This is a genomic window from Bacteroidetes bacterium SB0662_bin_6 (assembly GCA_009839485.1).
GTDB lineage: Bacteria > Bacteroidota > Rhodothermia > Rhodothermales > VXPQ01 > VXPQ01.
This window is the reverse complement of record VXPQ01000055.1, coordinates 15256-29927: the sequence shown is the minus strand read 5'-3', so window position 1 is coordinate 29927 and position 14672 is coordinate 15256. Positions and strand designations below refer to the sequence as shown.

Annotated in this window: 11 protein-coding genes; 1 reads left to right on the top strand and 10 read right to left on the bottom strand. The window is 59.9% G+C overall.

All coding sequences use genetic code 11. The features are described from left to right. Positions 1–278: 278 nt before the first annotated feature. The 10 genes from F4Y00_10780 to F4Y00_10735 all read right to left on the bottom strand — a co-directional run bounded on the left by F4Y00_10780 (position 279) and on the right by F4Y00_10735 (position 12865). The gene (locus F4Y00_10780) at positions 279–743 is read right to left on the bottom strand and encodes a hypothetical protein (GenBank protein ID MYE05440.1); all 465 of its coding nucleotides are present in this window, start codon (positions 741–743) and stop codon (positions 279–281) included. A 133-nt stretch (positions 744–876) separates the two neighbouring features. Beyond that, positions 877–1374: a hypothetical protein gene (locus tag F4Y00_10775; protein ID MYE05439.1), complete on the bottom strand. Its 498-nt coding sequence runs from the start codon at positions 1372–1374 to the stop codon at positions 877–879. A gap of 3 nt (positions 1375–1377) precedes the next feature. Next, positions 1378–2259, bottom strand: coding sequence for a hypothetical protein (locus F4Y00_10770; GenBank protein ID MYE05438.1), 882 nt, complete (start codon positions 2257–2259; stop codon positions 1378–1380). A gap of 139 nt (positions 2260–2398) precedes the next feature. After that, positions 2399–3316 carry a sugar phosphate isomerase/epimerase gene (locus F4Y00_10765; GenBank protein MYE05437.1) on the bottom strand — a complete coding sequence of 306 codons (918 nt, stop codon included), beginning with the start codon at positions 3314–3316 and terminating at the stop codon, positions 2399–2401. Further along, a complete protein-coding gene (locus tag F4Y00_10760) occupies positions 3313–4446 on the bottom strand; it encodes a Gfo/Idh/MocA family oxidoreductase (protein MYE05436.1) in 1134 nt (377 codons plus the stop codon). The genes F4Y00_10765 and F4Y00_10760 overlap by 4 nt, the downstream gene beginning before the upstream one ends. A 4-nt stretch (positions 4447–4450) precedes the next feature. Further along, positions 4451–5413: an aldo/keto reductase gene (locus F4Y00_10755; GenBank protein MYE05435.1), complete on the bottom strand. Its 963-nt coding sequence runs from the start codon at positions 5411–5413 to the stop codon at positions 4451–4453. A 124-nt stretch (positions 5414–5537) separates the two neighbouring features. Beyond that, positions 5538–8732 carry a PKD domain-containing protein gene (locus tag F4Y00_10750; GenBank protein MYE05434.1) on the bottom strand — a complete coding sequence of 1065 codons (3195 nt, stop codon included), beginning with the start codon at positions 8730–8732 and terminating at the stop codon, positions 5538–5540. Between the two features lie 60 nt (positions 8733–8792). After that, entirely contained in the window at positions 8793–9632 is an 840-nt protein-coding gene (locus F4Y00_10745; GenBank protein MYE05433.1) for a ThuA domain-containing protein, read from the bottom strand. Between the two features lie 29 nt (positions 9633–9661). After that, on the bottom strand, positions 9662–12358 hold the full coding sequence (locus F4Y00_10740; GenBank protein MYE05432.1) for a DUF1080 domain-containing protein: 2697 nt from the start codon (positions 12356–12358) through the stop codon (positions 9662–9664). A gap of 66 nt (positions 12359–12424) precedes the next feature. Next, positions 12425–12865: a hypothetical protein gene (locus tag F4Y00_10735; protein ID MYE05431.1), complete on the bottom strand. Its 441-nt coding sequence runs from the start codon at positions 12863–12865 to the stop codon at positions 12425–12427. A 401-nt stretch (positions 12866–13266) separates the two neighbouring features. On the opposite strand from F4Y00_10735, the gene F4Y00_10730 reads away from it, so the two are divergent. Then, a complete protein-coding gene (locus tag F4Y00_10730) occupies positions 13267–14637 on the top strand; it encodes a Gfo/Idh/MocA family oxidoreductase (protein ID MYE05430.1) in 1371 nt (456 codons plus the stop codon). Positions 14638–14672: the final 35 nt, after the last annotated feature.

Sequence of the window (14672 nt, the reverse complement as noted above, 5' to 3'; positions counted from 1 at the left end):
GGGCGCGGGGACGAGGCGCGGGGCGCGGGGACGAGGCGCGGGATAGTGACCTCTTCACAGTTAGAATCCATTCTCCTATGTATCAACGCCACACCATGTGCAAATCGGCAGATCTTTCAAATGCCCGGATGTTCGGTCGCCACAGCAACGCACCAACCTGTTCATCGGATTTTTCCCACCCCCATACAAAAAAAGGGCGGGCCGGAATCCGGCCCGCCCCTTCGAAGCGCTCGGCGCCACGTCGCCTTTGCGGCAAGTCGTGGCCTGGAGACAGTCCCTTATAACGAACCGCTCGTCTGCGTCGTGTGATACTCCGAGAGCACACTGGCGACCAGCGAGCGGTACTCCGTATCGCCCATGCCGTCCAGATGCGACAGGTACCGCTTGGCCCGCCAGGAATCGATGGAACGCAGCGCCGCTACGGCCAAGCGCCGGTTCGACTTCAATTCGTCCTCTTCAGCCACCTCGGCAAGCGCCGCCGTCATCCCGGCCAGGTCAACCTGGTCGAAATCAAGCGTTGCGTATACGATCACGTTCTTCAGTGTCTGGCTGCGCACCTGCGCATGCGACGACTGAAGAGATGCAATGATCTGCCTGGAAACCAACTGATTGAGAACATTGGGGTCCGTAGGAACAAGGTCGTTCTGGGACCACGCAGGGGCAATCGGGGTGAAACCGACCACCAGCATGGGAACAAGGAGAAAAAGCGCTTTCAATCTTACAGCTATGAAACGTGAATTCATGGCAATCCTCAGGTGAAGAGGTGAGAAAAATGGTTCCCGCCCAGGATGAGCACGCTCCGTTTCGAGCGCTGGAACAGTCTCGTCTACGGAAGGCTCCGACAATAGTTACAGAGAATCCTCCGGAGGAATTTTTTTATTCGCTGAGCAGCGAAGACGCCGTCATTGCGCGGCGAATATGCTCCTCCAGCTTCTCCGGACTGTCGCTGCCCACATACAGCAAACGATCATTGGAGAGGGTCAAAACCACGGCCTGGTTGCCGCGGACCGTCCAGGCCTTCTTTTTACCTATTCCACGAATACCCCACCCCCCGAATTCGGCAATAGGGCGGTACCGCACGCTTTCTATGGAAACGATGTCGGCGAACGGAATCGACCTCTTCACCAGCGGAATCGACCCCATGTATATGAGCAGACGCGTTTCCTGGACCAGGGCCGTAAGGCCGCCGAAGATATACCGGATGGCCACGCCGATGCCCAGGATGGCCGCGATAGAGATGACCCGGCTCCCTATTCCGGAGTCCGTGCCCAATCCGAAAACAAAAGGAAGGCTGGTGGCGCCGAGGCACCCCCATACGACCAGTTCAACCCATCCGGGCCAGGCAGAAAATTCCCGGTACGAGGTGGATTCCATGCCCTACTCCGCCAGACGCTCGATCGGCCCCTGCGGGCCCGTCAGGATGACTCGGCTCCAGGTGGAATCGTCGTCCCCGTCACCGTACACCATGAAATGCCCGCCGTACGCCCCGCCGTCAGGATCGCAATGCACGATCATGAGGCTGTACTCGTCCCCCGTGGCAGGCGGCGATACCCAGCGCGGGTCGCTGACCGGAAAGAACGCATCCATGCGCACCCGGGCTTCGAGCTTGAAATCCCCGGCGCCGGTTCCCCATGGATCGAACTGCAATGCATAATCCACCATGTCGTCCGGCATCTGCGCCTCCTGATAGGTGTCTTCCGGGGTTCCGTAACGCCACCAGGCCCCGTAATCCGGCATGGACGCATCCGCCACGAAGCAAAACGCATTGTCGCCGCGCCCGAATCGTTCCGGCGCATCGTCCTGAGGCGCCTCCATGAACCAGCAAATGGAATCCTTGAACATCCAGCGGTGTGGCGCTGGCTCCGGATCGTCCACATCGTTCACATTGTCATGCACCTCGGCGCCGAAATACAAATACGTTTCGTCCCACGCCATGTAGTACCGGGCGCGCAAATCATCCTCCAGAGCAGGTTCGTCGGGCGCCTGATCCGTCAGACGGTTGCGAGCGCCGCCGTCGTACCAGGATGCATGGCGCAGGCGGTAGATATCCCACACGCCGTCATGATGGGCCGCCTCCTTCCATTCGTCGAGGTTCCCGTCGATCGCGGGAGCGTCCGCAAGATACGGTACGTGAAGAGGCGGGGGTTCTACCAGTATCTGGCCCTGCGCATGCGGAGCGAAAAGCGGCAGGAGGACAACGAGAGTGAGGATCGGGGCAAAAGCAAAGCGGGCCATGGTCGTAATCTCCGGAAAGAGCATCTACGGCAAGTACGTCGCCAGATCAGTGTAAACGGGACGTTATGACAATGCAGGCTACACGAAAAGAACAATAAAACAAAATCTGTCAGCAGGAGCACCGGGTTTCGTGCAGTACGAAGATCAGCAGAAACACCGGGTTTCACGCCGGCACGAAGGTCCGCAAGTACCCCGCACTCTGACGCAGGGACAATTTTCTTGCCTCCAGCGAATGTTCGTACGCGCGATCCTCCACCTCCACGCAAACCGGGCCGTCGTATCCGGTGTCGGTCAACACAGAGAAAAAACACCCCCAGTCCACATCGCCGAGTCCGGGCAGTTTGGGCGTATGGTACTCAAGGGGCGTAGCGAGAATGCCTACCTCGTCCAGCCGATCCCGGTCGAGGCGCACATCCTTGGCATGCACATGAAAAAGACGGTCGGCGAAGGTGCGCAAAGGGCGCAGGTAGTCCATCTGCTGCCAGATCATATGCGACGGATCATAATTCAGCCCGAACCGGTCGCTGGGAATATCCTCGAACATGCGGCGCCAGATAGCCGGACTGTACGCAAGATTCTTGCCCCCCGGCCATTCGTCCTGCGTAAAAAGCATGGGGCAGTTCTCGATGGCGATACGCACCCCGTGCTCCTCCGCAAACGCGACGAGCGGCCTCCATACGGCCAGAAACCGCGGCCATTGGTCCTCGACCGACCGGGCCGGATCGCGCCCCACGAAGGTGTTTACAAGGTCTACCCCGAGCAGCGCGGCGGCGCGCACGACATTCCGGATATGTTCGACGTATACGGCGGATTCGTCCGGATCGGGCACGAGCGGGTTGGGATAATACCCGAGCCCGCTGATTCCCACCCCCGCATCTTCGACCACCGCGCGCACCTGCCGGGCGTCCGATTCGGAAAAGTCCGTCACATCGATGTGGGTAACGCCCGCGTAGCGGCGCTCCGCCTTGCCCCGGGGCCAGCAAAGCAACTCCACGCAGTCGTAGCCCTCCTCTGCGGCCGTCTCGACAACGCCCTGCAGGTCAAGCTCCGCGAGAATGGCGCTTACGAACCCGAGTTTCATATCGTTATCCAGCGGGCCTCCCGGTGACTCTCGAGAATGGCGTCGCACAACACGATCTCCTTGTGCCCCTCCTCGAACGAAGGATACAGCCGCTCGCCCGAACCGCCGCTTTCCACCGCCTCGTAAAACGCGCGGAAACAGTGTTTGAACGTATCCGCGAAGCCTTCGTTGTGCCCGCCGGGGTAGCTGGTAAAGCGTCCGGGAAGATCGTGCAGCAGCGCCGGATCCCGGACCAGCGCTTCGCTGGGCACATTGCGGCGCCCCACCTGGAGTTCGTTGGGGAACTGGCTGCTCCAGAAAACCGACTGCTCTGCGCCGGAGATTTCGTACCGAAGACAGTTCTTGTATCCCGCCGTAACCTGGGAAACCCACAGGCTGCCCCGCGCGTCTCCCTTGAAACGGAAAAGCACGCTGCCGCAATCTTCCGTGTCGATTGGGATAGCTTCCGTATCCCCTTCGTAGGTCCCGCTGAATGTCTGGACCTCGCCTGTGGGCCGCTTGCGTACGGGATGCACGATTTTCAGATCCGCCAGGACCGCCTCGACCTCCAGCCCCGTCATGGATGTCACGAGATCGATCCAGTGCGTGCCGATGTCGGATACAGCGCGCAGCGGGCCGCCCTTGTCGGACAGTACGCGCCAGTTGTAGTCCGTATCGTACAACAGCCAGTCCTGCACATAACTGCCCACCACCGAGTGCAGTGCGCCCAGTTCTCCGCCGGCGATCATGCTCCGGACCTGCAGGTTCATGGGATAGAACCGCTGATTGTAGCATACGCCTGCCTCCAGCCCCGATGCGCTTGCGGCCTCTACCAGTGCCGCCGATTCCCCCGCATTCATGGCGAGCGGCTTCTCGCACATCACATGCTTGCCGGCTTCGAGCGCGCGCATGGAATATTCGTAATGCAACACATTCGGCAAGGCAAGATGCACAGACTGCACCTCCGGATCGGCAAGCACTTCGTCGAGGCTTGCATAGGCCCGCGGCAAGCCCATGGCGAGGCGGGCCTGCTCGGAGCGTTCCGGGCTGCTCCCGAGAATGCCCGTCACATGAACATTTTCCAGTCGCCGGAGGGCCTCGACATGTACGGGGCCGATGAATCCGGAGCCGGCTACGGCTACTCCAGTCATATTCTTATCGCAACCATGCTTTCTTGACGTCAGGATTGCCGGCCGTGTTCAGCACATCCATCTGATCGTCGGACAACTGCACGTCCACGGCGCCCAGATTTTCCTCCAGTTGCTCGACCCGGCTGCCGCCGAAGAGCGGGAGAATTTCGTTTCGGAGCATCCAGGCGATAAGCACCTGGTTCGGGGTGGCGTCTACTTCCGCGGCGACGCTCCGGAGCGCTGCAAGGCGCTCGTCCGATTCCGGCCCGGCAAACTGGGCGGGGACAGGCCGGTCATCCCGCGTGTAGGCCCCCTGCAACAGCACGGAATACCCGATGAGCGTAATCCCGTGATGGCGGCAATACCGCTTCATGTCTTCGGTCACGAAGATTTGCGGACCGAAATCGGCGCCATGACGAGGACGCAGATAGGTAAAGCGCTGCTCCACGGCCTGATACGGTGTCCAGCCCCGTTCCTCGGCCAGCTTGCCCGCCTCGGCAATGCGCCAGAGCCACACGTTGCTCGCGCCGATCGTGCGCACCTTGCCCTTCTGAATCAGCCGGTGGAATGCCTCCATGGTTTCTTCCATGGGCGTATCGAAGTCGTCCCGGTGGGCATAGTAGACATCGATATAATCGGTCTGGAGACGGGCAAGGCTTTTCTCGCATTCCCGTTCGATTTCGTCGGCGGAGAGGCCGCCGTCGCTTCCGGGATAATCGAATCCCAGTTTGGAGGAGATCTGAATCTTGTCGCGGACACCGCGCTCCTTCATCCATTGGCCGATGGTCGTTTCGCTCTCGCCTCCGGAGCAGCCTTCAACCCAGCTTGAATAGAAATTGGCTGTGTCGAGAAATGTGCCGCCCCGGTCGTAGAACAGGTCAAACAAGGTAAAGGATGTTTCGCGGTCGATGCGGCTGCCGATCAGGTCCGTCCCGTAGGACAGTGCAGACACTTCCACATCGCTATGGCCGAGTTTCCAGGTTTTCATGAGGATGGTACAGGGATGGCTATTTGTGAAAAAGAACGAACATCGTGTAATGTACAGGGGGGCAAGCCTGTGTCAAACCGAATGATGCATAAGGCATCAGGATATCGTGAGACATGCACACACATCAATACAATATGGATATCCCGGCTCCCGGACGGGTAGTGGCGCCAGGCCCTTCGAACTCGATCCGATCGAACCGGGCTACCGTGCCTCGCTCGGGCCCCTCGAACACGATATACAGATCATGTGCTCCTTCCGGGGCTTCGATCGGAAGGGTGTAAGGCATCCAGTGAATGATGGGCGGTCCGCCCTCGCGTTCCTCGATAGGAGATTCTTCGGGAGGTGCAATAGCCGTTTCCGCCAGAATCGGCCCGTCGGCGGCGTCCAGTCTTACCTGCACCGCCCCATCCGCTTCAGGCACAAGATACAATGTAAGCGCATCGACGCCGTGCAGATTCACGGTGGAAAACGACACATACTCCGCATGCCCCAGTTCGACATACACCTCGGTTTCGTCCGGGAACTGGGGGCGCTGGCGATTGCCCGTGATGACCAAGTTGTCCCCTTCACCCATTGAGCGGTTTTCCGCCTGCACCACATTCGGGTACAGGATCACCTCGTCCGACGACGTAAGCGCGGGCGTACCCCAGTCCGTGTAGCTTGCTATCAGGCGTACGTACCGGTCTATAATGTACGGCCCGTTGCCAGGATCGGGCACTACGTTGAACGCGCCGGTATTACCGCGATGCATGTGCAGCGGACGTTCATGGGTGTCATGTCCAAGAAAGGGTTGCAGGGTAACGCGCGCACCCGGACTGGCCAACATGCCTTCCTCCGCGTCAAGCACCTGCACTTCATAGGGCACCGACGTATTCATGGGCACAATCCCCCCGAAGGGCGGCCATGCGATGGACACTTCGGGCGCCGTGTTGCCGGCGGTAACCGTTATGTCCGTTTCCGAAACCATGCCTTCGGCGTCCGTCACCGCGAGGCGAGCCGTATACGTTCCGAGCTCAGCGTAGATATGCTCGGCGGTCGGCGTTTCGGCATCCGCAACGCCGTCTCCGTTGAAATCCCAGGAAAAATGCAGTTCGCCCCCGTTACGGGATGCGGAAGCCGACCCGTCGAAGGCCACGGCAAGCGGCGCCGGACCAGACAAGGGTTCTGCGGTCGCAAGGGCTTCCGGCGGACGTTTTTCATTTCCGTAATAATCAATGCGGACCAGTTGTCCGTCGCGATTATGCCCCCAGAATTCCTGCCCCCACTCCAGCACATACAGGGTCTGATCCGGCCCCAGCGCAATATCGACCGGGCGGGTATACGGAATTTCGGGAGTAAACGCCGTGATCTCCATGGCGTCTCCGTGCTCGTCGTTGAGCACTTCCTGAATCCAGTTGCGCGCCCATTCAAACAGGATCACCTTGCCGTCATAGTATTCGGGAAGCGCATGGGGCCCCGCTATCTCCGGATCATAATGATAAACGAATCCGGGGGCCGCGGACATGCCTCCCAGGCCCATTTCGGGAAATTCCTCCGACGGACCATAGCTGTAGTATATCCAGGCCGGTTGTGCAGGAGGGAGTTCGCGCAATCCCGTGTTGTTCGGAGAATCGTTGATCGGGTCTTTCGGGTCGTACCAGTCACCGTATTCCTCCGTCTCGAAATTCAGATCGCGGTACGGTGCATTCGGCCCGACAAAATAGGGCCAGCCAAAGAATCCAGGCATCTTCGCCTGTCCGAATTCCTCCATTCCCTGCGGCAATTTGTCTTCGACATACTGATTTCCCGGCCCCACATCGCCCCAGTAGAGCCAACCTGTTTCCGGGTCTACCGTATAGCGCCACGGATTCCGGTGCCCCATCGTGTAAATCTCCGGCCGGGTGAGCGGATCGTCGTCCTCGAACAGGTTGCCTTCAGGGATTGTGTACGAGCCGTCCGGTTGCGGACGAATGCGCAGGATTTTCCCGCGCAGGTCGTTCGTATTGGCCGTGGTCCGTTGCGCATCGTAGAGCGCCCGGCCCGGTCGTTCATCGGTGCGCGGAGCTGTTCCTCCCGTGTTGTCCCCCGTGGACAACCACAGGTTGCCGTCCTTGTCGAAATGAAGTTCTCCGGCGCTATGGCAGCAAAGGTCGCGCTGCATGAACACCTCCAGCACAATGACTTCGCTGCCCATATCCAGCCGATTTCCCCGCATGGTGAAGCGAGACAGCCGATTCGGATCCTGACTGAGCGGCATGTAATAGAAATAGACCCAGTTGTTTTCCTCGAAATTCGGGTCGAGCGCAATGCCCAGCAAGCCGTCCTCGATCTTCATGGAGGTCGGAATCCAGCCCGCCATGACCGTCGACTCGATGGACGGGTCCCATATCTTGACCGCTCCATCCCGTTCGATCCAGAACACACGCCCGTCGGGGGCTACCTCCAGTTGCATCGGATAGGTGGTGTCGTCGTCGAGCACGACCTCCTCGTACGATCCCGTCAGCGTAGGGCCGACATCCCCGTCCACGCGGCCAGCCGCCCACAGAATGGCCTGGAGCAAGTGCTCGCGGAACAGCGGCTCCTCGTAGCTTTCCGAGGTATGCCCGCCGCCGGTGTAAAGAGCGCGACCGCCGTCGTATTCATGCGCCCATGCGATCGGGTGATCGTCGCCCATGTTGCCCCCCTCGTAACTTTTTTCGACGAGGGTGGCCAGCACATGCACCTTGCCGCGCGGGTTCGCCTTGTAATTGTACCATTCGTCCGTGCGCGTCCAGCGCTCCGGCAGATGCGCCGTAGCGGGAAACGCCCGGTCGAGCACAGCAATATCGGCTTCCTGAATGTGCGGGTGGCTATCGAAATACCCCCCCACGAGTTGGCCGTACCAGGCCCAACCGTATTCGGTATCCGCCGCCGCGTGCACACCGACATACCCGCCGCCTTCCTGGATGTACCGCTCGAAGGACGCCTGCTGCTCGTCATTCAGCACATCGCCTGTCGTGTTCAGGAACACCACCGCGCCGTAGGCGGCCAGATCCGGCCACACAAACGCCGTACTGTCTTCCGTGTGCGTGACCGAGAACCCGTGCTCCTCGCCGATCTCCCGGAGCGCCTGGGCGCCGTCTTCGATAGAACTGTGACGAAATCCCGCCGTTTTGCTGAAAACAAGGACGGACAGATCATCCGTGTCCTGTGCCACAGCCTCGTCCTGTGCGTCACCCTGATCCTGTGCAGCGGCCGGTTTTTCGAAAAGAACCGGTCCTGCCGCGAGCAAGCAGGAAACAAGAAAAACAAAAGAGAGATGGGGGCCGCGCCCCCGATGTATTGGTTCGTCGTTCACCATATATGGTCTATTATGGTCTATAATCAGATCAGGAAACTCAGACGTACCGGTATACCGGATTCAATCCAGACTGACGTCCCCGTCCACGCGGCCTGCCGCCCACAGAATAGCCTGGTGCAAGTGCTCGCGGAACAGCGGCTCCTCGTAGCTTTCCGAGGTATGCCCGCCGCCGGTATAAATAGCGCGCCCGCCGTCGTATTCATGCGCCCATGCGATGGGGTGGTCGTCGCCCATCCTGCCGCCCTCGTAACTTGCTTCGACGAGCACGGCCAGCACGTGAACATTGCCGCGCGGGTTCGCCCTGTAATCGTACCATTCGTCCGTGCGCGTCCAAACCTCCGGCAGATGCGCCGTGGCGGGAAACTCCCGGTCAGACACCACAATATCGGCCGGCTGAACATGCGGATGGCTGGCGAAATAGCCCCCTACAAGCTCACCGTACCAGGCCCAGTCGTATTCGGTATCCGCCGCCGCATGTATGCCGACATACCCGCCGCCTTCCTGAATGTATTGCTCAAAGGCCGCCTGCTGCTCGTCATTCAGCACGTCGCCCGTGGTGTTCAGGAACACCACCGCGCCGTAGCCGGCCAGATCCGGCGAGGCGAACACCGTACTGTCTTCCGTGTGCGTGACCGAGAAACCGCTCCCCTCGCCGATTTCCCGAAGCGCTTGGGCGCCATCCTCAATGGATCGGTGACGGAACCCTGCCGTTTTGCTGAACACAAGGACGGCAAGATCGTCCGCCTCCTGCACGACGGCCTCGTCCTGTGCCTCGCCCTCATCCTGCGCGGCAGCCGGCGTGTCGACAAGGGCTTGCCCCGCCAGAAGAAAGGCTGTAAGGAAAAAGATTACGGACAAGCGGGGGACGTGCCCCCGCACTACCGGTTCTTCGTTTTTCATAGTATCCACCAGGATTGTGAATAGCTGACTTACCGGTACGCCGGATTCAGCGCGCGCTTGAGCGACGAAGCATCGTCGAGGCGCATGATGCGCACATGGCGGTACCAGACCGGGCGGCCGTGATCCTGCAAACCGATACGGCCTTCCCTCGCAAAGTCCCGGAGGGCGCGCGTGAACTTGTTCCTCGCGCCGCTCGGGTTCATGTGCGCCGTGGTCCACTGGTCCAGATCCGCCTGGGCCACGCGCACGCCGTTCACTTCGGTAATGATCTGGTTGTCAAAGGCAAAAACGCGCAGCCAGTTCCATTCGCCCGGCGGATACACGGGATTGGTGTGTGGCTTGACCAGATCGTAGAGTGTACCGGTCGTGCTCCCCTGACTCGTCGGCCTGCCGTAAGAATTGTTCACCTGCACCTCGATTCCCGTAAATACCGGGTCGGCAATGTCTTCCGTACGGATAAAAATACCGCTGTTCGAATTCTCGACCGTCTTGAACTCGACTTCCAGCACGAAATCCCCGTAGGTGTCCTTCGCCCAGAGGTAGTGTTCGTTCGGCATGGAATTATCGAACTCGCGGTCGAGCAGGATCATGCCGTCCCGGACTACCCAGGAATGGCCTTCTCCGGCAACCCAGTTCTCCAGGTCCTCCTCGCGGCCGCCGAACAGGATTTCCCATCCCTCCGGATAGTCCATGCGAGCAAGGTCTTCCCGCTGCTCGTCGTCGATCGGGTCGATCCAGATGTTGCGGAACTCAATGACGCTGGAGGTCGGATCCATTTCGCCCGTCTCCTCGATCATACCCCCGTGATGCTGGAGTCCGATGGGACCGCACTCGGGAATACCGGGAACGAGTGCATTATGAATGACCTCTTCCCCGTTCAGACGCACCGTAACCCGGTCGCCGATCATCCGGATGTCGAATTCGTTCCACTCCCCGACCGGATGATCCATCCGTTTGGACGGAACCGCCGCCGCGCGTACTTCCGGCGCGTTGTTCTCGTTCGTGCGCACCCCCCAGAGCTCGCCGGAGCCCACGCCCCAGTTCCAGATATTCGCCTGGTCATACGATCCGCGCAGGAGAATACCCGAATCCGAGTTCGGCGTGGGGTTCGTGACGATATTCCCGTCGTCATCCGTTTCGTACGTGCCGTCCGGGAGGATATTCGGCATGTCGAAGATACCCGAAGCCTCCGGGAAGCGCCACTCCACATGCAGGTTGTAATCGCAGTACTCCTCCTCCGTGAAGAGGTGCTTCACTTCCGCTTCCGAGAGGGCGTCGTACTTGATCATAAAGTCCTCGACTTTCCAGTGCCCGCCGTCGCCTTCCGGAATGACCCAGCCACTGAAGTCCCTGCCGTTGAACAACGTGCCGTACTCGCCCCAGGCGCGCCAGGTGTCGTACTCGTCGTACGTGGGCAGGCGGTACGCATCGCCCGGCGTAGGCGGAGCGCCTTCGTTGTAGAAGATATACAGACCCGCCTTGCTCGGATTCACGACATCGTTGCGCCCGTCGCCGTTCATGTCCACCACATGCACATTCATGCCCATGCCGAACGCATAATTCGGCGACGGATTCAGGCTCGCCTCGTATCCGTACCGGGGAAGGTGATTGTAGAACAGAATGTGCCGTATCGGGTCGCCTGCGTTCAAATCATACCAAAAACCGAAAAGCGGCTCGAACGCTCCGATGTCCCTGCCGTAGTGCGCCATCAGCCGGCGTCCCGTCACCAGATCGTCCTTGCCATCGCCGTTCAGATCGCCCAGCGTCATCGTGTGAAACTGGGTATACTCGCTTTCGAGCCAGTGTTCCTCGAACGACCGTTCGCCGTCCTCCATCTTCTGCTCATACCAGGCAAGCCCGTACGCATGCGCAGACCCGATAATGACGTCGTTCAGGCCGTCCTCGTTCACGTCATGCACCAGAATCGGGTGGGAGGCCGCACTGGCGATCCGCTCCTTGAGCGATTCGAATTTCCAATCGTCGTGGTAGGTCCACATACCCTTTGCCGCTTCGCCGCCCGGGTTTTCATACCAGCCCAGCGGTGTCGCAATGTCTGGATCGCCGTCCATGTCAATGTCGTCCATGCCGTTCCCGTGCATATCCACGTCGTACCCTACTACATGCTCGATGAAATACGGGTGCTCACCAATGTTCTCCAGCCACGTCATGCCCTGATCCTCGTAGAGCCCCCAGTGGTTCACCAGAATATCCTTGTCGCCGTCGCCATCGATGTCATGGTGTCCCTCGACGCCCTCCATATTAAACGCCTGGTGCACCTTGTGCGAAGCCCACGTGTCGATCTTGTTGCAGGGATTCTTGTACCAGTAGACACCCTTCATGAACATCCAGCCCGAGCTCACGATATCCGTGCAGCCATCGCCGTCCACATCCATGGGGAACTCGGAGTTGTTCTCGGTTTCCGGACCATTCACATCCCCGCCGCTGCGGAAATTTTCATGCTTGATCCAGAGAGGAGCTTCGTACCAGTTGCGGCCGGCCACGATATCCAGATCCCCGTCGTTGTCGATGTCCACGACGCTCGCGGTTTCCGAGAACGGGCCGAACCAGTACGATCCGTTCGCCGGATCGTGGGGCGGCGCGTCCACCTTGACGGGCTGGAACAGAATAGTGGGTTCGGGGGCTTGCGCCTGGAGCGCAACAGGCATAAGAAGACAGGCCGCCGCAAAAAGCGGCAGCAAGGTCGCAATTCGCATGTTTGAGGTCATAGGAAGTATGAGATGGTGTAAAAAGGAGTAGAATATGGAGTAAAAAGGATCCTGACAGGTGTGCAGCTACCCGGCCATCGTGGCGATAGCCGCCCCGGCGACCATGAGCACAGCACCGCCCATTTGCACGAGAGAAATCGGCTCATGGGCTGATAACCATCCGAAGTGGGACATGATCAGGCCGCCGATCACCTGCCCGGCGAGCAGAATGATGAAGAAGTTTCCGGCGCCCACTTGCGGAATGGACCATGCGATGGCGAATACAAGGCAAGCGCCCATCGCACCCGCTGTCAGGAGCAGGGGATGCACATTTTTCAGGGTTCCCAAAGCGCCTGCCTCCCAGCCGGTCAGGCCCACAATGATGGCCATAACGGCGCCAATGGTCCAGAAGACCGCGTTCGCCACACGGGGGTTGGCCATGATTTCGCCTACCCTTGCATTCATCGCAAGGTGGACTGCAACGATGATGCCGAGCACCACCACGAATATGAAAAACGTGAGTTTCATGACGTAGATACCTTAATTGGTGGGTAGAGGCAGGTATGCGGGAAAGCGCTTCGAGCGACGAATCGCTCTTGGGGAAGCAGCCCAAACCGCAATAAAAGCACGCCTATGAGGGTACTGCGCAGAATCGTCTTAATCAAGTCTTTACATTAAGAGGGCGACCGCATATACGGTGTCGCACAACGGATACTGGGCAGCACCCCGCATTCCGTGAACAATGAATGAACACGCGGGGAAGACCTCTATAATTTTGTGAACAATTCGTCAAATTGTGCGAAATTGTTAAGGATATTCTCTCGTTTTGCCGTCTGCATTGCCGGATTACCCCGTTCGGTGTTCCATACCGTACCTGATCAGGGGTTTGTTGCAACCCGCATGCGTTGTGCATTGACCAGAAACGTTTCATGCCTGCTTCCTTGAGATCCGTCCGCCGGGCACCCGGCCTGTCCCGCCGCGCTTTCCTCGGCACGCTCGGTAAAACGGGCGCCGCGTTTGCCGCCGCTCCGCTCATCGTACCGAGAAACGTGCTCGGCGGCCCGGGTTTCCTGGCCCCCAGCGATACGGTGAACGTAGCCTGCGTCGGGGTCGGGGGCATGGGCAAAGTCAATCTGGCGAACATGAACGATGTCGCCATCACAGGCCTTTGCGATGTGGACCTGGACTTCACCGCGCCCGCTTTCGAGACCTGGCCCAAGGCGGCCCGGTACCAGGATTACCGCCGCATGTTCGATGAAATAAGCGATGACATCGACGGAGTCGTGATCGCCACGCCGGACCACACGCACGCCCTCATTACCCTGGCGGCCATGGAACGCGGCATCCATGTATACACCCAGAAGCCGCTTACGTGGTCGGTATGGGAGGCGCGGCAGCTGGGCCTTGCCGCCGAACGGTACGACGTCGTCACGCAGATGGGAAACCAGGGGCGTTCCTCGAACGAACTCTACGACATCGCCGAACACGTCAAGGGAGGCACGATCGGAGAAGTCGGGGAAGTGCATGTGTGGACGAACCGCCCCATCTGGCCGCAGGGCATGGACCTGCCTTCCGTGCTGAAACGGAAGCCGGACGGCATCGACTGGGACCTGTACCTCGGCCCCGCTGCGAACATGGCCTACGACCCGGCCTTCCATCCGTTCGTCTGGCGCGGGTGGGTCCCCTTCGGCACGGGAGCGCTGGGCGACATCGCAGCACACTCCTTCGCCTTCGTGGCCACGGCGCTGGACCTCGGTGCGCCCACCACGGTAGAAACCCGGTCCTCCGCCTTCAACGGCCACTCCTACCCGGTCGCTTCGACCACCTTCTTCGAATTCCCCGCGCACGGGGAACGCGGGCCGGTACGGCTTACCTGGTACGACGGCGGGTTCAAACCTCCGCGCCCCGAAGGCCTCTCCGACGGCGAATGGCTGAATTCGAACGGCATGATGTATGTCGGCTCGAAGGGTACGCTGCTGCATATGGGCGGCGTGCGCTTGATGCCCGGCGATCTCGCGGAGAACACCCCTCCCCGGCTGTACGACCGCATCGCGAACGAGAGCCACGAAAACAACTGGGTGCGCGCGATCCGGGGCGAAGAAAACGCCTCGTCGCCCTTCGCCTTCGCTGCCCCCCTCACCGAGACCGTGCTGCTCGGCGTCGTCTCGCTCCTTGCGGGCAATAAAAAGATTCACTGGGACGCGGAAAACCTCCGCATTACGAACCTGCCGGAAGCCAACCGGTATCTGCGCCGTACGCCGCGGAAAGGCTGGGAACTCCCCGCCGTCGACGCGGGGTGATTCCGGCGAATCGGACCCACCGTATTTATCCTTAA